This window comes from Streptomyces sp. NPDC046308 (assembly GCF_055588065.1).
This window is the reverse complement of record NZ_JBVJFB010000001.1, coordinates 357,307-375,798: the sequence shown is the minus strand read 5'-3', so window position 1 is coordinate 375,798 and position 18,492 is coordinate 357,307. Positions and strand designations below refer to the sequence as shown.

The window sequence follows — 18,492 nt, the reverse complement described above, 5'->3', positions numbered from 1 at the left end:
GAGGCCGGTAACACCCACCCCCACGACCGGCAGACGGCAGGCCGGGGCCGGGGCAGGACCGTTTTTCCGTTTGTCGGTTCCGACTAGGCCGGGATGAGCGTCTTGCGGCGCCGCTTGCGCTGCGCGCCGGCCGACAGCCTCAGCTCGATGATCGACCGCACGGCCGGCCACTCCTCGTCGAGGATCGAGTAGAAGGCGGTACTGCGTACGGCGCCGTCCAGTCCCCGCGAATGGGCCCGGCGGACCCCCTCGCAGGTGAAGCCGAGACGTTCCATCGCGGCTCTCGACCGGCCGTTGCGCGCGTCGGCGCGCAGCGAGATGCGCCTCACACCCCAGGTCTCGAAGGCATGGCGGAGCATGAGCAGCTTCGCCTCGGTGTTGATGCCGGTTCCCTGGGCGGTGGGGGACAGCCAGGTATTGCCGATCTCGGCGGCATCGGGGATCGCCGTCGCCGGATCGCCGAACGGGACGCCCGGCACGGCGGGCCACACCAGCGGCCCCTGCCAGTAGTCGAGTTCCAGGAACCGGGTCGAACCGACGACGCGCCCGTCAGTGGCTCTGACGATGGCGAAGGGGAGCGATCGACCCGCCGCCTGATCGGCGAGGGCACGGTCGATGTACTCGTGGGACGCCTGCACCCCATGGGGTACGGGGGTGAAGGCGTAAGTCGTACGATCCTCGGCCCCGGCCACGGCCAGAGCCTCGGTGTGGTGGGGGGCGAGGGGCTCGAGCCGCACGGTGCGGCCCGCGAGGTGTACGGGTACGGGCACGGAGCCTTCGGTCCTTCTGGGCGGTGGGGTGGTTGCACAGTCTGCGTCCATGACGTCGCCCCCCGTGCAAAACACGAGTGAAAGGCAACCGGCTGTCAGGTGAACGCGAGTGGCTCAATGTAGCCCCTTAATGTCCTCTCATGAACCCCCAATTTGGCAATGGTGTGACGCTGGTTTTCGAGGACTTGGGTCCCCGCGCCGGAGCGCCCGTAATCCTGATCCACGGACATCCCTTCAACCGCACGATGTGGTCCCCCCAGACGGCCGCGCTCACCGCCGCCGGATACCGTGTGATCGCCCCTGACCTGCGGGGATACGGGGAAAGCCCGGTCGTGCCGGGCAAGGCCCTGCTCGCCGATCTCGCCGATGATCTCGCCTCCCTCCTCGCCCGCCTGGGCATCGAACGGGTGGTCGTCGGTGGTGTGTCCATGGGAGGTCAGATCGCGATGGAGCTCCGACTGCGCCACCCGGGTCTGGTACGGGCCCTCGTCCTTTCCGACACCTCGCCCGTCCCGGAGACGGACGAGGGCGCGAAACTGCGCCGGGAGACGGCCGAACGGCTGATCGCCGAGGGCATGCGGCCGTACGCCGAGGAGGTCATGGACAAGATGCTGGCGCCCTACAACGTGACCGGCATGCCCGAGGCAGCCGCTCGGGTGAGCGCCATGATGTGCACGACCGACCCGCGGGGCGCGGCCGCCGCCCTGCGCGGCCGCGCCGAGCGCCCCGACTACCGGCCCGTGCTCGCCGGGACCGCCGAGCCCTGCCTGGTCCTGGTCGGCGCGGACGACGTCTACACCCCGGTCGCCGAGGCCGAGGCGCTGCACGCGCTGCTGCCGAACGCGGTGCTCACCGTCATCGAGGGAGCCGGCCACCTGCCCGGCGTGGAGCAGCCGGAGGCCTTCAACCGGGCGCTGCTGGAGTTCCTTGCCGGGCTCTGAGCCGGCCGCTCACCGCCGCCCCGGCCGCGGCCGTGGGACCCGCGGGCGGCGCCTGAGATCATGGCGGGCATGGACGACGTACTGCGGCGACTGGCCGCCGTGGGGCCCTTCTTCACCGTCCCGTACGGGGCGGAGCCGCCCGGGCCCGGCTTCCGGCCGCTGACGGCGCTGTACGGGGAGCGGCTGGGGCCGTACGTGGCCGAGGTGGGCCGGCGGATCGGCAGCGGCCCCGGGCGGGTGGCCGCCTCGACCGCCCAGCTCGGGATCGCCTCCCGGCTGTGGTCGCTCGGGCTGGGCTGCGCGGCATTGGCCGGGCGGGTGCCCGACCTGGCCGCCGACCGGGTGTGGTGGCGGCTGCCGGACGCGGGCTCGCTGGAGCTGTGGCTGCCCGAGCCCGCGGACCGGCCCGCCGAGACGCTCGGCGAGAGCGTCCTGGGGAACCTGGCCGTGCTGGACGCGGGCTTGCGGGAGCGGTTCGGGGTCTCGTCGAAGGTCCTGCGGGGGAACACGGCGTCCGGGCTGGTCGGGGCGCTGCGGGTGCTGCTCGACCGGGTGCCGGGCGGTGCGGCCGTGGCACTGGCGGGCGCCCTGCTGGCCGAGGGCGGCGCCCTCGCGGGGACCGGCACCTTCCTCCACGAGGAAGGGCTCGGGGTGGCCTTCGTACGGCGCAGCTGCTGCCTGTACTACCAGGTGCCCGGCGGCGGGCTCTGCGGGGACTGCGTGCTGCGGACGCGGTAACGGCCCGGCCGGCCGGCCGCGCGGCCGTTCGGATGAGCGCCGGGTGTGGCTGGCTGCGGCGCCACCGGTCTGCTCCTACGGTCCGCAGCATGACCGATCCTTCACCGCACCAGCCGTCCGAGCTGTCCCGCCGCGCCGCGCTCACCGGACTCGCCGTCGGTGCGGGCTCGCTCGCCCTGAGCGGCGGCGCCCCCGCGGCTGCCGCCGAACCCCCACCGTCTACCTCGGCCGAGCCGTCCGCCGCGGCCCCGGACCCCGCGCCGGGAGCGATGCAGCTCTTCGCCGACCCGGGTTTCAACTTCGCGGGCCTGTTGGCCCTCGGCGGGGCCGGCATGCACGCCTCCGAGGTCGGCGAGGTGCTGACCGCCGTCAACGCGATCAACGCCGCCGGGCTGTCGGAGCAGAGCTTCAGCGACACCTTCCGCTCGTGGGGCGACAGGCTCGCCGCACCGCCGGCCGCCGTCCGCGGCGGCCATGAGACGCCCTCGCAGACCCGTCGCTTCCGCTCCCTGCGCGCCGCCCAGTACTACGCGCAGGCGCTGTTCTACGTCCTCGGCACCGACCACCCCGGGGACGAGGAGGCGGTCTACCAGGCCGGACGCACGGCGTGGGACACGTTCTCCCGGCTCTGCACCCCGGCCGCCGTCCGCGCGAAGGTCCCGTACGGCCGCACCCACCTGCCGGTCTGGTTCTTCCGGCCCGAGGGTCCCGAGACCGCCCGCCCGACCGTCATCCTCACCAACGGCAGCGATGGGCAGAACGTCGACATGTGGACCTACGGGGTGTCCGCGGCCCTCGACCGGGGCTGGAACGCCCTCGTCTACGACGGCCCCGGCCAGGGTCAGCTGCTCTTCGTGGAGGAGATGCCCTTCACCACCAAGTGGGAGGAGGTCGTCCGCCCGATCGTCGACTGGTTGGACGCGCGCAAGGACGTGGACAGCGCCCGGATCGCGCTCACCGGCCTCAGCATGGGCGGAAACCTCGTGGCCCGCGCCGCCGCCTTCGAACACCGGCTCGCGGCGGTCGTCTGCCAGCCGGGCTGCGTCAGCCCGTGGCTCGGCTTCGACAAGGAGCTGCGCGACATCGTCACGGCCGACAAGGAGGAGACCAACCGGGTCTGGAACGAGGACGTGGTCCCGGAACTGACCCCGCAGCTGGCCTTCACGGTCAAGAAGCGCTTCGAGATCTTCGACCGCCAGGCCCTGCTCCAGGCCCGCGCCGGGAAGGTCCTCACCGACGTCTGGACCCCGTCCCAGGTGGCCATCGGCCTCGACGTCACCAAGGTCGTGCCGCGGATCAAGGCACCGGTGCTCGTCCTCGACTACGACTTCGAGACCTTCTACCCGGGCCAGCCGCGGCAGATGTACGACCTGCTGACCTCCCGCAAGGAGTACGTGAAGATGAAGGAGGCCACCGGGGCGCAGTTGCACTGCTCCCCGATGGCCCCCCAACAGCACTGCGAGGTCGTCTTCGACTGGCTCGCGGATGTGCTCAGGTCCTAGGACCGCCTGCTCAGAAGGTCAGGTTCCAGGAGTCGATCCTGCCGGTGTCGCCGCCGGCGTTGTCGTTCACGCGGAGCTTCCAGGTGCCGTTCGCGACCTCGGAGGAGGCGTTGACGGTGAAGACCTGGTTGATGTTGTCGGTGCTGCCGCCGGCCCGGTTGTGGACCGTGTAGACGGTGCCGTCCGGGGCGACGAGGTCGACCTTGAGGTCACCGATGTAGGTGTGGACGATGTTCACGCCGACCTTGAGGGTGGCCGGCGCGTTGCCGGTCACCCCGCTGACGGTGATCGGGCTCTCCACGGTGGTGTTGTCGCCGATGGCGAAGTCACCGGTGTTCTCGAAGTACTTGCCGGGGGGCGGGGTGGACCCGACCGCCTTCAGGGCGTCGACCTGGCCCTCGCCGAAGAAGCCGTTGTTGGCCGCGGTGCCCTTGCAGCGGCTGTCCGACGGGCAGGCGACGTCGTTGGCCTGCGCGGCCAGCTTGGCGCGGATCTGGGCCGGGGTGATGCCCGGGTTGGCGCTGACGATCAGCGCCGCCACACCCGCGACGTGCGGGCTGGCCATCGACGTACCGCTCATGGTGGCGTAGGTGCCGCCCGGCGCGGTGGAGTAGACGTTGCTGCCCGGCGCGGAGACGTCGATGACGCCCTGGCCGAAGTTGGAGAACGAGGCCTTGGTGGTGCCGGTGCCGTTCGCCGCGACGGTGACCACGCCCGGGAGCTCGGTCGGTATGTCCAGGCAGGCGTTGGTGATGGTGCGGGTGACCGGGGTCGAGTCGTTCGGGGACTCGGTGTCGGTCGTCTTGTTGGCCAGGTCGATGTTGGAGTTGCCGGCCGCCGCGACCTGCAGCGAGCCCTTGCCCTCGGCGTACTCCTGGGCGCGCTTGACGCCCTCGATGATCGCGGCCTGGTCGGCGTTGTCCGGGCAGTTGAACTGCCACGGGTCCGTGTAGTAGCTGTTGTTGGTGACCTTGAAGCCGTGGTCACCGGCCCACATGAAGCCGCACACGGTGTTCTCGGCGAAGAAGAGCGAGGAGCCGGGCTCGGCGATGCGCACCGAGGAGATCTTCACGCTCGGGGCCACGCCGATGACGCCCTTGCCGTTCTTGGCGGCGGCGACCGTACCGGCCACGTGGGTGCCGTGGGTGCCGACGTCGCGCCAGGCGCCCGTACGGGTGTCCGGCTTGCCGTAGGCGCAGGAGGCGGAGTCCGCCGCGTTGAAGTTCGGCGCCAGGTCCTGGTGCTGGTCGTCCACACCGGTGTCCAGGATGCCGACCTTGACGGAGGACGAACCGGTGGTGACGGCCCAGGCCTGGTCGGCCTTGATCTGCGTCATGTCGACGCGGTTCGGCTCGCCCGAAGGCGTGGTGGCCTGCGCCGGGTTGGCGGGCAGCGCCGGGTTGTAGGCGTCCGCGGGGACGTCCGAGGTCCGGGTGGCACCGACCTGCTGGACGCCGCTGACACCGCGCATGGTGGTGGCGAAGGTGCCGGACGCGGAGTGGGCGACGATCACGCCGATCGCGTCGTAGTACTGGAACACCGTGCCGCCGTTGGCGGTGACGGCGTTCCGTACCGCCGTGGTGTCACCGGGGGCGGTGATCACGAGGTAGGCGCGGGTGCCGGCAACCCAGGTCGCACTCTGGGAAGTCGGGGCCGCGGCCTTGGGGGCCGCCGCCGCGGGGGCGGAGGCGGGGGAGCCGGAGGGAGAGACGGGGGCGGTGCCGGCGAGCGCGGCGGGTGCCCCGAACGCGAGTGCCGCGCCGAGCGTGGCCGCCAGCACGAGGGTACGTCGAGGTCGGCTGGATATGTGGGGTATCAATGCGTCCTCCGAAGACCCGGTGGTCAGGCCGGGTCGAACGAAACAAGTGGTGGACGCAAGATGTCATGCACGCGGCCGGTTACGGAAGTACCTTTTACAGCCTGGGGGTTCGGTTATCGGTGGCCGAATACCGACTATGGGTACAAGTGCGGAGATTGCGGCGGGCCGGCCGGGCTGGGCACCGTGGGGGCGAGCCCTGCCCGGCCGGCCCGTGCGGGCGCCCCTAGACCGGTACGCCGTCTTTGGGGCCGTGCGAGGGAGCGGGCATGGCGGTCGGCGTCGTGTCGGACCCGGCCGGTTCCGTCCCGGCGGGCCGCGTCCCGGCCGGCTCCGCCCCGTGCCCGTCGTCGACCAGCGTGGTCTCGTCGAACGGCAGCCGGCCCGCGAGGACTTCGGCGGCCCGTGCCTGGTCGAACTCCTTCGTCCACGTCCCGATGAGCACCGTCGCGACCGCGTTGCCCGCGAAGTTGGTCAGGGCCCGGGCCTCGCTCATGAACCGGTCGATGCCCACGATCAGGCCGACCCCGTCCACCAGTTCCGGCCGGTGCGACTGGAGTCCGCCGGCGAGGGTGGCCAGGCCCGCGCCGGTCACCCCGGCCGCGCCCTTCGAGGCGATGATCATGAACAGCAGCAGCGAGATCTGCTCACCCAGGGCGAGCGGCTTGCCCATCGCCTCGGCGACGAACAGCGAGGACATCGTCAGGTAGATCGCGGTCCCGTCCAGGTTGAAGGAGTACCCGGTCGGCACGGTGATCCCGGTGACCGGCCGCGACACCCCCAGGTGCTCCATCTTCGCGATCAGCCGCGGCAGCGCCGACTCCGACGAGGAGGTCGAGAGGATCAGCAGGAACTCCCGGCCCAGATAGCGCAGCAGCGCGAAGACGCTGACCCCCGTGCACACCCGCAGCAGGGTGCCCAGGACCACGAAGACGAAGAGCAGGCAGGTCGTGTAGAAGCCGATCATGATGACGGCGAGGGACTTCAGCGCGTCGATACCGGTCGCCCCGACCACTGCCGCGATCGCTCCGAAGGCGCCCACCGGGGCCGCCCACATGATCATCGCGAGGACGCGGAACACGAGCTTCTGGATGTGTCCGATGCCCCGCAGCACCGGCTCTCCCGCCGTGCCCATCGCCTGCAGCGCGAACCCGCAGAGCAGCGCCACGAGCAGCGTCTGGAGCACCTCGCCCCCGGTGAAGGCGGACACCATCGTGGTCGGGATGATCCCGAGCAGGAACTCCGGCGTGCTCTCCGCCCCGCCCGCCTTGGCCTGCGCCTCGCCCGCGCTGCGCGCCGCCTCGGTCAGGTGCAGCCCGCTGCCCGGCTCCAGGAGGTTGCCCACCAGCAGGCCGATGGCCAGCGCCACCGTGGACATGACCATGAAGTAGCCGAGGGCGAGACCGCCCACCGCGCCCACCTTGGCGGCCTTGCGGACGGAGCCGATGCCCAGCACGATCGTGCAGAAGATCACCGGCGAGATCATCATCTTGATGAGGTTGACGAAACCGGTGCCCAGTGGCTTGAGCTCCACGGCCACGCCGGGCGCGGCGAAGCCGACGGCGATGCCGAGCAGCACCGCGCCGATCACCGCGATGTAGAGATAGTGCGTTCTGTCGCGTCTGGCGGCCACGATGCCTCCCGGTGGTGATTGCGTTCGGGGAGACCATCGCCCAGGGCTGTGACCCCGGTCACCCTTGCGTTCATTGAGTTCACGACCCGGTGCACACTGAGCGCCATGTTCCGCTTCCCCCGACCCCCGCGCAGCCTCGCCGGCCAGCTCTTCGCCATGCAGGTCCTGCTGGTCGCGCTGGTCGTCGCGGGCTGCGCCGTCTACGCGTACGCCACCGCCCGGGGCCAGGCCGAGGAGGCCGCCCGGCGGCAGGCCGGCGCCGTGGCCCACGCGGTCGCCGACTCACCCTCCGTACGCGAAGCCGTACGGGGAGCGGCCCGCGGGAGCGATCCGTCGGTCGAGCTCCAGCCCTACGCCCAGAAGGTCCGCGCGGACTCCGGGGTGGACTTCGTGACGATCATGGCCCCCGACGGGCGGCGCTGGACCCACCCCGACCCGCGCCGGATCGGCGAGCCCTTCATGGGCAACACCGCTCCCGCGCTGCGCGGCGAGACCTTCAGCGAGACCTACACGGGCACCCTCGGCCCCTCCATCCGCGTCGTCACCCCACTCGAGGACGACGGCCGGATCGTCGGCATGGTCAGCGCCGGGATCACCGTCCGCGCGATCAGCGACCGGCTCGGGGCGCAGCTCACCGCCCTCGGCTGGGTCGCGGCCGCCGCCCTCGCCCTCGGCGGGGCCGGCACGTACGTCGTCAACGCGCGGCTGCGCCGCCACACTCATGGCATGAACGCGGCCGAGCTCAGCCGGATGTACGACTACCACCAGGCAGCCCTGCACGGGGTCCGCGAGGGGCTGCTCATGCTCGACGGGCAGCGCAGGATCACCCTGATCAACGACGCCGGGCGGGAACTGCTGGGCCTGCCCGGCGGCGAGATCACCGGCACCGGGGTCGCCGACCTCGGCCTGCCGGCCCCTCTCACCGGAGCCCTGCTCGCCGACAGGCCCCGGGTGGACGAGGTGCACCTGACCGCGGACCGGGTGCTGGTCGTCAACAGCTCTCCGGTGGCGGGCGGCGGCCGCCGCGGCACCGTCGTCACCTTGCGGGACCACACGGAACTGCAGGTGCTGACCGGCGAGCTGGACCACGAGCGGGGTTTCACGCAGGCCCTGCGCTCCCAGGCCCACGAGGCGGCCAACCGGCTGCACACCGTGGTCTCCCTCATCGAACTCGGCCGCGCGGACGAGGCGGTCGACTTCGCGACCGCCGAACTGGAACTGGCCCAGGCCCTCACCGACGAGGTGGTCACCGCGGTCGGCGAGCCGGTGCTGGTGGCGCTGCTGCTGGGCAAGGCCGCGCAGGCGCACGAGCGGGGCGTGGAGCTGGTCGTCACCGCGGACAGCCGCAGCCTCGCCGACGGGGGCGGGCTGCCGCCGGCCCGTGATTTGGTCACGGTGCTGGGCAACCTCATCGACAACGCGGTCGACGCCGTGACCGCCGTACCGGGCGCGCGGATCGCGGTGACGCTGCGGCCGGAGCGGGACGAGCTGCTGCTGCGGGTCGCCGACAACGGGCCCGGGCTGCCCGAGGGAGTGGACGTCTTCCGCCGCGGCTGGTCCGGCAAGGGCGAGGGGCGCGGCCTCGGTCTCGCCCTGGTCCAGCAGGTGGCCCAACGCTACGGCGGCACGGTGACCGCCGCGCAGGGCCCCGGCGGCGGGGCGGAGTTCACCGTCCGGCTGCCGGCCCCGCAGGGGGCGGAGCCCGATCGGGCCGCGTCCCCGCGGGGCGGCGCGGCGGATCCGGCCGCAGGGGGTCCGCGGTGAGCGCGGGCGACGTACGCGTCCTGGTGGTCGAGGACGACCCGGTGGCCGCCGACGCGCACGCGCTGTACGTGGGCCGGGTGCCCGGCTTCAGCGCCGTGGGAGCCGTCCACTCCCTCGCCGAGGCCACCCGGGTCCTGGAGCGGACCCGCGTCGACCTGCTGCTGCTCGACCTCGGTCTGCCCGACGGGCACGGCCTGCGCTACGCACGCGGGCTGCGCGCCGCCGGACATCCCGTCGACGTGATCGTGGTGACCTCCGCACGGGACCTGGCCGTGGTGCGCGAGAGCGTGTCCCTCGGCGTGGTCCAGTACGTGCTGAAGCCGTTCGCCTTCCCCACGCTGCGCGAACGGCTCCTGCGCTACGCCGAGTTCCGCGCGACCGCGGGCGAGGCCGCCGGCCAGGACGACGTGGACCGGGCGATGGCCGCCCTCCGTGCACCCCGCCCGGCCGAGCTGCCCAAGGGGCTGAGCGCGCCGACCCTGGACCGGGTCGCCGCCCTGCTGCGGTCGGCGCCCGAGGGGCTGACCGCGGCGGCGGCGGCCGAGGCGGCCGGGATCTCCCGGATCACCGCACGCCGCTACCTGGAGCACCTGGTGGACACCGGCCGCGCGGACCGCACCCCCCGGTACGGCCAGGTCGGCCGCCCCGAACTGCACTACCGCTGGCTGGCGGCGGCCGGTTCGGTGTCGAAGGTGTAGAACTTCCGGTGGTCCAGCATGTCGGCCGGGGTCACGTCGTTCCACGGCCGCATCGTGTCGTTGAGGTCCACGACGTTCGCCGTGCCGGCGGCCGGCAGGTAGGTGGACTGCGGGTGGCGCGCCTGCCAGTCGGCCCACAGCTTGTCGATGAAGGCGTGGTGCATCCAGAACACCGGGTCGTTCGGGGAGACCCCGGTGGACATCTGGCCGCCGACCCACACGTGCACGCGGTTGTGCAGGTTGACGCCGCGCCAGCCTTCGAGGTGGTTGCGGAAGCCGCTGGACGAGCTGTTCCAGGGGGCGGCGTCGTACACCGGCATGGCGAGCACGCTGTCCACCTCGGCCTTGGTCGGCAGCTGGGCGGTGCCCTCGCCGAGCGTGCGGCGCAGGTAGGCGCGGCCGTCCACCCGTACGTTCACGTTCCACTTGCCCGTGGAGTAGGCGAAGGGGCCGTCGAGGACCTGTCCGTCGCGGGCCCGTCCGGTGCCGCCGAGGAAGTCGGGGGCCCAGAGCGAGGAACGGGAGGTGCGGTCCACGGTCCAGTCCCAGTAGGGGAGCGAGACGTTCGCGTCCACTTTCTGCAGCGCCGCCTCGAATTCCAGCAGGAACCGGCGGTGCCAGGGCAGGAAGGAGGGGGAGCGGTGGCCGACCCGGTCGCCCGCGTCGGTGTCGCTCATGATGAAGCCGTTGTGGGTGGTGACGAAGCGGTCGTAGCTGCCGGTGCGCTTGAGCTCCAGCAGGGCCGAGGTGAAGGCGCGCTTCTCGTCGGCGGTCAGCGTGGCCTGGTTCTTGCGGACGGTCATGCCGCACCTCCGAAGGGAGCGAGGGCGGCGCCCTGGAGGTCGCGCACGGCGGCGCGGGCGAGCAGGGTCGGGTCGGCGAACGTCTCGTAGTGGTTGATCACGCTGATCCAGGTTCCGTCGGCGTTGCGCATCACGTGCAGTTCGCGGCCGTCTATTCGTACGGTGGGCTGGCCGGGGGAGTGGTGGCCGCCGTGATGGCCGCCCCCGCCCGGGGTGATCTGGATGCGGCGGCCCTGGTAGACCTCGTCGACCGCGCCCGGGGGTGTGGACGCGGTGGGGGTCGCGGCGGCGCTCGTGGCGACGCTCGCGGCGGTGGCGGTCAGGCCAAGCACGGTGAGTGCACCGGCAGTTGTGCCCAGGGCCTGACGGCGGGTGATCTTGTTCATGGCCAGAGAGGTATCAGGGCCGGGCGAACGACAGACCGCTATCCGGACATCGGCGGATATGTTGCGCGTAGAACAAGTTGGATGATCTTCCCGTCCGGACCGGCTCCTGGGGTTCGAACGGGAAGATCTGCGGAAGTGAGTCTACTCGACAGTAATTTCTTCGGACTGCTGACGCGTGTATGCGGAAGGTCACACCGCAGAGTCGGCCGGAAGCGGAGCGTCATTCGTCCTTCGCGTCGCTCCGATCTCATCCCGAATTGAGCGGCTTCGTCACCTATAGTCCCGATATGGCTCTGCATGAGACGAAGGACGCGCGCTCCGGTGACGCCGACACGGACGTGTTCGCGTCCGCGCTGAGCGGCGAGGTCCTCCCCAAGTACCGGATGCCCGAAGACCACTCGCCCACCGAGGTCGTCTACGAACTGCTCCGCAACGAACTCCTCCTGGACGGCAACGCCGCCCAGAATCTGGCCACCTTCTGCACCACCTGGTCGGACGAGGGCGTCCACCGCCTGATGAACGACTGCCTCGACAAGAACATGATCGACAAGGACGAGTACCCGCAGACCGCCGAGATCGAGTCCCGCTGCGTCAACATCCTGGCCGACCTGTGGAACGCCCCCGCCGGCGCCACCGCCACCGGCTGCTCCACCACCGGCTCCAGCGAGGCCGCCATGCTCGGCGGCCTCGCCCTCAAATGGCGCTGGCGCGAACGCCGCCGCGCCGCGGGCCTCCCCACGGACCGCCCGAACCTCGTGTGCGGCCCCGTCCAGGTCTGCTGGGAGAAGTTCGCCCGCTACTTCGACGTCGAGCTGCGCCAGGTCCCCCTGGAGCCCGGTGCCAACGGCCTGCTGCCCCATCAGCTCGCCGCGTACGTCGACGAGAACACCATCGGCGTCGTCGCCATCCTGGGCGTCACCTACACCTGCGTCTACGAACCGGTCGCCGAGATCGCCGCCGAACTCGACCGGATCCAGGCCGAGAGCGGCTGGGACGTCCCCATCCACGTGGACGGCGCCAGCGGCGGCTTCGTCGCGCCCTTCCTCCACCCCGACGTGGTCTGGGACTTCCGGCTGCCGCGCGTCGCCTCCGTGAACACCTCCGGCCACAAGTACGGACTCACGCCGCTCGGAGTCGGCTGGATCGTGTGGCGCACCGCCGACCTGCTGCCCGCGGACCTCGTCTTCGACGTGGACTACCTGGGCGGCGACATGCCGACCTTCGCCCTGAACTTCTCCCGCCCCGGCGGCGAGATCATCGCCCAGTACTACCTCTTCCTGCGCCTGGGCCGGGGCGGCTACCGGCGCGTCCAGCAGGCCTGCGCCCAGACGGCCCAGTACCTGGCCGGGGAGATCGCCGCGATGGGCCCCTTCACCCTCCTCTACGACGGCGAGGGCGGCCTGCCGGCCGTCTCCTACAAGCTCACCGACCCGCAGGCGGCCGGCTTCACCCTCTACGACCTCTCCGAGCGGCTGCGCATGAGGGGCTGGCAGGTGCCCTCGTACCCGCTGCCCGCCGACCGGGAGGAGACCGTCATCCAGCGCGTCCTCGTCCGGCACGGCGTGACCCGGGACCAGATCGCGCTGCTCGTCGCCGACCTGCGCCGGTCCGTGGAGCACCTGACGGCCTCACCCCCGCCCGCACCCACCAAAGCGCCCCGTTCCGGATTCCACCACTAGCCGGCCCATGGCGGAGCGGCCGTCCGACGTGTGGGAGGAGGGGCACGCCTACGAGCGGTACATGGGCCGGTGGAGCCGTCAGGTCGCCGAGGTGTTCGTGGCACGCCTCGGCAGCCGGAACGGTCTGCGGTGGCTGGACGTCGGCTGCGGCACCGGAGCGCTGACCCGGGCGGTCGCGGCCCGGTGCCGGCCGCGCGCCGTGGTGGGACTGGACCGGTCCCCCGGATTCCTGCGCGCGGCCCGGGCCGCCGCGCCCGCGCAGGCCCGCTTCGCCCTGGCCGACGCGTCGGCGCTGCCGCTGCGCGACGCGGTGTTCGACGCGGCCGTCAGCGGGCTCGCCCTCAACTTCCTGGAACCACCCGGGCCCGCGGTCGCGGAAGCCGCCCGCGTCGTCCGCCCGGGCGGACTGGTCGCGGCGTACGTATGGGACTACGCCGAGGGGATGGGCCTCCTGCGCCACTTCTGGGACGCCGCCGCCTCGGTCGATCCGGCGGCCGCCGCACGGGACGAGGGCCGGCGGTTCCCGCTGTGCCGCCCGGACGCGCTGCGCGCGCTCTGGACCGGGGCGGGGCTGCTCGACGTGAGCGTCACCCCCATCGAGGTGCCCACCGTCTTCAGCGGTTTCGCGGACCTGTGGGAGCCCTTCCTGTCCGGCCAGGGACCGGCTCCCGGCTACGTCGCCACCCTCGCCCCCGCCGACCGGCACCGGCTGCGCACCCGGCTCGCCGAGACCCTCCCCACCGGCCCGGACGGCTCCGTCCCCCTCGCCGCCCGCGCCTGGGCGGTCCGGGGCCGCCGCCCGTGAGACGCGGGTCACCCCACCCGGATGTCACGTCCGGCGCCGGCCGCTTGTCTCCCGGACATGAACGAGACGAAGAACGGGCCGCGCGCCCGCCGGCATGGGAACCCCACTTGATCGAGCAGGAGGCTGATGCCACGGTGTCGGTCATGAATGATCCTTTTGAGGAGCACCGGCGGGTGCTGTTCGCCGCCGCCTACCGCATGCTGGGCAGCGTCGCCGACGCCGAGGACATCGTGCAGGACGCCTGGCTGGCCTGGAACCGCACCGACCGGACGGCCGTCGAGCACCCCCGGGCCTACCTGGTGCGCACCGTCACCAACCTGAGCCTGAACCGGCTGAAGTCGGCCCAGGCCGTCCGCGAGGCGTACGTCGGGCCCTGGCTCCCCGAACCCCTCCTCACCTCGCCCGACATCGCCGAGGAGGCGGAATTGACCGACACCGTCTCCATGGCGGTCCTGGTCGTACTGGAGACCCTGACCCCGACCGAACGCGCGGTGTTCATGCTCCGCGAGGTGTTCGGGTACCCGTACGCCGAGATCGCCGAGGTCGTCGGAAAGTCCGAGGCGAACGTCCGCCAGTGCGCGCACCGGGCCCGCGAACACGTCCAGGCCCGCCGCCCCCGCTTCACCGCCGGCGCGACCGAACAGCGGGAGATCGCCGAGAAGTTCCGCGCGGCCTGCGCCGGTGGAGACATGGGCGCGGTGCTCGAACTCCTCGCCCCCGACGTCGTCAGCTGGGCGGACGGCGGCGGCGTCGTCACCGCCGCGCGCCGCCCGGTGCACGGCGCCGACCACGTCGCCCGCTGGTGGCTGGGCGTCCTGGCCAAACCCCAGGCCGCCGAGGGGGAGTTGCGCGTCGCCGAGATCAATGGCGAGCCCGGAATCCTGCTCGTCCTCGACGGCGTGAACATCGGCGCGATGACCCTCGAGGTCGTCGACGGCCGGATCACCGCGCTGCGCACCATCGTCAACCCGGAGAAGCTGCGCGGCCTCCGGCCGAGCCCCTGAACGCGGGCGGCGCCCCGTACGTCAGCGGGCTCCGAAGTTCTGCGTCCACCAAGGGCCTCCGGCACCTTGGTGGATGCCCACGCCGAGGTCCTTGAACGAGCAGTTGAGGATGTTCGCGCGGTGGCCCGGGCTCTTCATCCAGGAGTCCATGACCGACTGCGCGGTCTGCTGGCCCTTGGCGATGTTCTCGCCGTAGGTCGACCAGCGGTATCCGGCCGAGGTGGTCCGCTGCCCCGGGTCCGCGCCGTCGGGGTTGGTGTGCGAGAAGAAGTCCCGCGCCGCCATGTCGTCGGAGTGCCCCTGAGCCGCCGCACGCAGCTGCGGGTCCTCCTTGAGGGGGCCGCAGCCCGCGGCCGCCCGCTCGGTGTTGACCAGGGCCAGGACCTGCCCGGCCATCCCCGGCGGGGCGGGCGCCGGCTTGGGCGCCGAGGGACGCGGGCTCGGCGAGGTGCTGCGGCTCTGCGTCGGACTCGGGCTCGCGGACGGGCTGGGCGAGGCGGAGGCCGACGGGGAGGGCGAGGGGGAAGCCGACGGCGACGGGGAGGCCGACTCCGAGGGCAGCGCGGACTCGGTCGCCGAGAGCGCCAGCGGGGCAGCCGGCGCGGCGCCGCCGTCCTTCGGCTGACCGGAACCGGGGAACCCCCCGAGGTACACCAGGCCACCGCCCGCGACACAGGCGGCGAGCACCGCACCACCGATCACCCGGCGGCGCCCGCTGCGCCGGCGCCTGCGCAGCGCGCCCCGGCCACCGCCCGCACTGTCGACCGCGGTGAGCTGCGTTGCGGTGTCCGCGAAGCCCCCCTCGCCGCCGTCGGCGAAGGCAGCGGCCTCGGCGGCGAAGCCTGCCGCCCCGGCCGTCCGTACCCCTGCGAGCAGGGCCGCCGAGACCGGTACGAGGGCCAGCCCCGCCAGCAGTCCCTCGGCCGGGACCAGTCCGCTCCACAGACCGGAGCACCGTACGCATTCACGCGCGTGCCGGGCTATTCGCTTGCGCCACAGCGCCGAGGGCCGGCCGTCCCAACCCGCCATCAGGGCCCGCAGTTCCTCGCACGGCGGATTGGCCTCCAGCGCACGCACCACCACCCGTGCCGACTCCAGCTGCGCCTTCATCCGCTGGACGCGGACCGCCGTGTGCTGCGGGGACAGCTCCAGCGCGGAAGCCACCTCGGCCCGCGTCAGCTCGCCGGCGCACTCCAGCCACCACAGCGACAGCAGCGCCCGGTCCTCGGGCTCCAGCCAGCGCGTCGCCCGCGCGGTCTCGCGCCGCTGGCCCGCCAGGTTGAGGCGTACGACGGTCAGGTCGACGAAGTCGGCCCCCGGGTCGGCGATGTCGTAGGCCGCCTCCAGCGTGCTCTCGCCGAAGCCGCTCTGGCCGGCCTGCCAGTGCGCCCGCACCCGGTTCATCGCGATCGCCACCAGCCAGGACCGGAAGCTCTCGTCCGCGCGCAGGGCGCCCAGCCCGTCGAGCGCCCGCAGCATCGTGTCCTGCACCACGTCGTCCACGTCGCACGAGCCGTTGAGGGCCCGACCGACGATGTTGTAGACGAGCGGGAGATGGGCGCTGACGAGCTCGTCCTGCGCGCGGGCGTCGCCCGCGCGGGCCGCTGCCACCAGCGCTGCCGTGTGCTGAGTACTCATGTGTTGTTCCCTGTCCGTACCGGCGGTCGATGATGCCCGATACATGGGAGACCGTCGACGGGGGCCCCGATAACACTTCTCCCGAAAGTTTTTCGGGAAGTCGTTTCCCCGGCCTCCGGAGCGGGCCGTCCGGGCGAAGGAACGCGGAACCACATGGAAGCACGGACCCCGTCGGGAGGCGGCGCCGGGGCGGGGCGTGACGCGGCGCTGCCCCCGGCCCGATCGGCCGAGGGCAGCGCTCTGTCCGCCGGGTACGGCTAGTTGAGGGCCACCTTGCAGGCGCTCACCGCGGTTCCGTTGGTCACACTGCTCTTGGTCAGGCCGGTCACGCACTTCTCGTGGTTGCCGGACTGTGCGTCGTAGCAGGCCGTCCGGATGGCGGCCGAGGCTTCACCGCCCTGCAGCTCGCGTTCGACCTGGTTGATGCAGGCCGAGACGTCCGCGTGGGCGGCGGGGGCCACGAGGGCCGCGCCACCGAGGGCGAGGGTCAGGCCGGTGAGGACACCTGCGATACGGGTCGACGTGCGCATGGAATGCACCTGCTCTCCGGGATCGTCGCGCGGCCCGGGACCTGGTGCGTCGGGATCCGCGCGGGAACGGCGCCGAGCGCACGCGGCCGGTGTACGGCCACTGTGCCCGGGCCCCCGCACCGGACCGGCTCGGCAGAGCCTCCCCTTCCACCTTCGACGCTAGAGCAGCCCCCCGCCGCACGCACCCGCTGGGGCGCCGGGCCCGTCACAGCAGCGGAGCCAGCGCCTCCGCGGCCGCGCGCAGGGCGGGCGCGTACGTCTCGATCTCCTCGCGGGAGACCAGGAAGGTGACCGTGGTGACGCTGACCCCGCCGACCGGCCGACCCGTCGGCCCGGGGATCGCGGCGCCGATGCAGCGGATGGTGGCCTCGTTCTCCTCGTCGTCCACTGCGTGGCCCCGGGCGCGGACCGCCGCCAACTCCGCCTCCAGCGCGCGGGCGGTGGTGAGCGTGTGCGGCGTCCGGCGCGGCAGCCCGGTGGCGGTGATCAGGGCCCGCACCTCCGCGGCGGGCAGGCGGGCCAGGATGCTCTTGCCGATCGCGGTCGAGTGCAGCGGCATGCGCATGCCGATCCGTGAGGCCGTCCGGAACGGCTGGTCGCCCTCCACCTTGCGGATGTAGGTGATGGTCTCCCCGCTGTGCAGGGCGAGATGGACCGTCTGGCCGGTGGTCCGCTGGAGTTCGCCCAGGATGCGTCCGATGCTCGCCGGCTCCCCGCCGCCGACCAGGGCGGACAGTTCGCGAAGCCGCGGCCCCACCCCGTACCGGCTCTCGGCCTCCTGGCGTACGAAGCCCTGCTCGACCAGCGAGGCCAGGATGCGGAAGGTGCTCGACTTGGGCACCGCGGCCGCGGCCGCCACGTCGGTGAGCCGGTGCGGTCCGCCGGGAGCCGCGACCGCCTCCACCACGCGCAGGGACTTCTCCAGCGCGGAACCGGCGGCGGAGGTCCGCCCGGCGCGCGGGCCGTCGGGGACTTCGTCCACATCCGTTGACACGCCAACTCCCGGGGTGGGTAGGGTCTGGACCAAACGGTTCCGCCCTACGATACGGCGTTCCGCTACGTGGAACAACGGGAGGTCATTCCGTGTCCAACCACCCGGCCCACCACCCGCCGAGGCACCCGTACGAGGTGCTGGCGGCCCAGCGGCTGCTGCCGGTGCTGCGCGTCTCCGACGCCGACGAGGCCGTCCGCCGCACCACCGCCCTGCTCGCCGCCGGCTGCCGCGCCGTCGAACTGACCACCTCCACCCCCGGCTGGGCCGAGGCCCTCACCCGCGCCGCCCCCCTCGGCGACGCGCACGGCCGGCCCGCCCTCATCGGCGTCGGCACCGTCACCACGGCCGCACAGGCCGGCACCGCCCTCGACGCGGGCGCCGCCTTCCTGATCTCCCCGTACCCGGCCCCCGAGGTACGCGAGGTCGCCCGGCGCCGCCAAGCCGTCTTCATCGAGGGCGGATTCACCCCCGGAGAGATCGCGGCCGCCGTCCGCGCCTCGGGCGCCGCCAAGATCTTCCCGGCGCACGTGGGCGGTCCCGGGTTCCTCCGCTCCCTCAAGGCGGTCCTGCCCGGGGCGGTGCTCATCCCGACCGGCGGCATCCGGCCCGCCGAGGTCCCCGACTGGTTGGCGGCGGGCGCGACGGCCGTCGGCGTCGGCAACGGCCTGCCGGACGACCCCGGTGAACTGGCCGCCGTGTTCGCGGGCGTGTTCGCGGGCGCGGACGTGGACGTGGACGTGTTCGCGGACGTGGACGTGGACGTGGACGTGGACGTGGCAGGGGAGCGCTGA

The 18,492-nt window shown here is 72.6% G+C and carries 17 protein-coding genes; 9 read left to right on the top strand and 8 right to left on the bottom strand.

The window, feature by feature from the left end; genetic code table 11:
• Positions 1-83 precede the first annotated feature (83 nt).
• Positions 84-770, bottom strand: coding sequence for a GNAT family N-acetyltransferase (locus ACZ6JT_RS01750; protein ID WP_030820224.1), 687 nt, complete (start codon positions 768-770; stop codon positions 84-86).
• Positions 771-910: 140 nt separating this feature from the next.
• On the opposite strand from ACZ6JT_RS01750, the gene ACZ6JT_RS01745 reads away from it, so the two are divergent.
• From ACZ6JT_RS01745 to ACZ6JT_RS01735, 3 genes are all read left to right on the top strand, one after another.
• Positions 911-1,711, top strand: coding sequence for an alpha/beta fold hydrolase (locus ACZ6JT_RS01745; protein ID WP_469206107.1), 801 nt, complete (start codon positions 911-913; stop codon positions 1,709-1,711).
• A 69-nt stretch (positions 1,712-1,780) separates the two neighbouring features.
• Positions 1,781-2,449 carry a (2Fe-2S)-binding protein gene (locus tag ACZ6JT_RS01740; protein WP_469206105.1) on the top strand — a complete coding sequence of 223 codons (669 nt, stop codon included), beginning with the start codon at positions 1,781-1,783 and terminating at the stop codon, positions 2,447-2,449.
• Between the two features lie 89 nt (positions 2,450-2,538).
• Positions 2,539-3,951, top strand: coding sequence for an alpha/beta hydrolase family protein (locus tag ACZ6JT_RS01735; RefSeq protein ID WP_469206103.1), 1,413 nt, complete (start codon positions 2,539-2,541; stop codon positions 3,949-3,951).
• 10 nt (positions 3,952-3,961) lie between these two features.
• Here ACZ6JT_RS01735 and ACZ6JT_RS01730 read toward each other — a convergent pair whose 3' ends face one another.
• The gene (locus ACZ6JT_RS01730; RefSeq protein ID WP_469206101.1) at positions 3,962-5,731 is read right to left on the bottom strand and encodes a S8 family peptidase; all 1,770 of its coding nucleotides are present in this window, start codon (positions 5,729-5,731) and stop codon (positions 3,962-3,964) included.
• 262 nt (positions 5,732-5,993) lie between these two features.
• Positions 5,994-7,400 (bottom strand): cation:dicarboxylate symporter family transporter, encoded by a 1,407-nt coding sequence (locus ACZ6JT_RS01725; RefSeq protein WP_469206099.1) that lies wholly within the window; start codon positions 7,398-7,400, stop codon positions 5,994-5,996.
• A gap of 156 nt (positions 7,401-7,556) precedes the next feature.
• Here ACZ6JT_RS01725 and ACZ6JT_RS01720 point away from each other — a divergent pair, with 156 nt between their 5' ends.
• A complete protein-coding gene (locus ACZ6JT_RS01720; RefSeq protein ID WP_469208129.1) occupies positions 7,557-9,164 on the top strand; it encodes a sensor histidine kinase in 1,608 nt (535 codons plus the stop codon).
• Positions 9,161-9,862, top strand: coding sequence for a response regulator (locus ACZ6JT_RS01715; protein ID WP_469206097.1), 702 nt, complete (start codon positions 9,161-9,163; stop codon positions 9,860-9,862). The genes ACZ6JT_RS01720 and ACZ6JT_RS01715 overlap by 4 nt, the downstream gene beginning before the upstream one ends.
• On the opposite strand, the gene melC2 is transcribed toward ACZ6JT_RS01715, so the two are convergent.
• Together melC2 and melC1 are read right to left on the bottom strand one after the other, a co-directional pair.
• Complete coding sequence (gene melC2 / locus ACZ6JT_RS01710; protein WP_469206095.1) at positions 9,820-10,665, bottom strand: tyrosinase MelC2; 846 nt, start codon at positions 10,663-10,665, stop codon at positions 9,820-9,822. The two genes, ACZ6JT_RS01715 and melC2, sit on opposite strands and share 43 nt — an antisense overlap.
• Positions 10,662-11,051 carry an apotyrosinase chaperone MelC1 gene (melC1, locus tag ACZ6JT_RS01705; protein ID WP_469206093.1) on the bottom strand — a complete coding sequence of 130 codons (390 nt, stop codon included), beginning with the start codon at positions 11,049-11,051 and terminating at the stop codon, positions 10,662-10,664. Before melC1 ends, melC2 begins: the two co-directional genes overlap by 4 nt.
• Before the next feature lie 287 nt (positions 11,052-11,338).
• On the opposite strand from melC1, the gene ACZ6JT_RS01700 reads away from it, so the two are divergent.
• The 3 genes from ACZ6JT_RS01700 to ACZ6JT_RS01690 all read left to right on the top strand — a co-directional run bounded on the left by ACZ6JT_RS01700 (position 11,339) and on the right by ACZ6JT_RS01690 (position 14,539).
• Positions 11,339-12,730 carry a glutamate decarboxylase gene (locus tag ACZ6JT_RS01700; RefSeq protein WP_469206091.1) on the top strand — a complete coding sequence of 464 codons (1,392 nt, stop codon included), beginning with the start codon at positions 11,339-11,341 and terminating at the stop codon, positions 12,728-12,730.
• Between the two features lie 7 nt (positions 12,731-12,737).
• Complete coding sequence (locus ACZ6JT_RS01695; RefSeq protein WP_469206089.1) at positions 12,738-13,535, top strand: class I SAM-dependent methyltransferase; 798 nt, start codon at positions 12,738-12,740, stop codon at positions 13,533-13,535.
• Between the two features lie 143 nt (positions 13,536-13,678).
• Positions 13,679-14,539 (top strand): RNA polymerase sigma-70 factor, encoded by an 861-nt coding sequence (locus ACZ6JT_RS01690; protein ID WP_469206087.1) that lies wholly within the window; start codon positions 13,679-13,681, stop codon positions 14,537-14,539.
• Between the two features lie 21 nt (positions 14,540-14,560).
• Here ACZ6JT_RS01690 and ACZ6JT_RS01685 read toward each other — a convergent pair whose 3' ends face one another.
• The 3 genes from ACZ6JT_RS01685 to ACZ6JT_RS01675 all read right to left on the bottom strand — a co-directional run bounded on the left by ACZ6JT_RS01685 (position 14,561) and on the right by ACZ6JT_RS01675 (position 17,701).
• The gene (locus tag ACZ6JT_RS01685; protein WP_469206085.1) at positions 14,561-16,177 is read right to left on the bottom strand and encodes a sigma-70 family RNA polymerase sigma factor; all 1,617 of its coding nucleotides are present in this window, start codon (positions 16,175-16,177) and stop codon (positions 14,561-14,563) included.
• Between the two features lie 257 nt (positions 16,178-16,434).
• The gene (locus tag ACZ6JT_RS01680; RefSeq protein WP_469206083.1) at positions 16,435-16,707 is read right to left on the bottom strand and encodes a hypothetical protein; all 273 of its coding nucleotides are present in this window, start codon (positions 16,705-16,707) and stop codon (positions 16,435-16,437) included.
• A 205-nt stretch (positions 16,708-16,912) separates the two neighbouring features.
• Complete coding sequence (locus ACZ6JT_RS01675) at positions 16,913-17,701, bottom strand: IclR family transcriptional regulator (protein WP_469206081.1); 789 nt, start codon at positions 17,699-17,701, stop codon at positions 16,913-16,915.
• Between the two features lie 89 nt (positions 17,702-17,790).
• Here ACZ6JT_RS01675 and ACZ6JT_RS01670 point away from each other — a divergent pair, with 89 nt between their 5' ends.
• A complete protein-coding gene (locus ACZ6JT_RS01670) occupies positions 17,791-18,492 on the top strand; it encodes a bifunctional 4-hydroxy-2-oxoglutarate aldolase/2-dehydro-3-deoxy-phosphogluconate aldolase (protein ID WP_469206079.1) in 702 nt (233 codons plus the stop codon).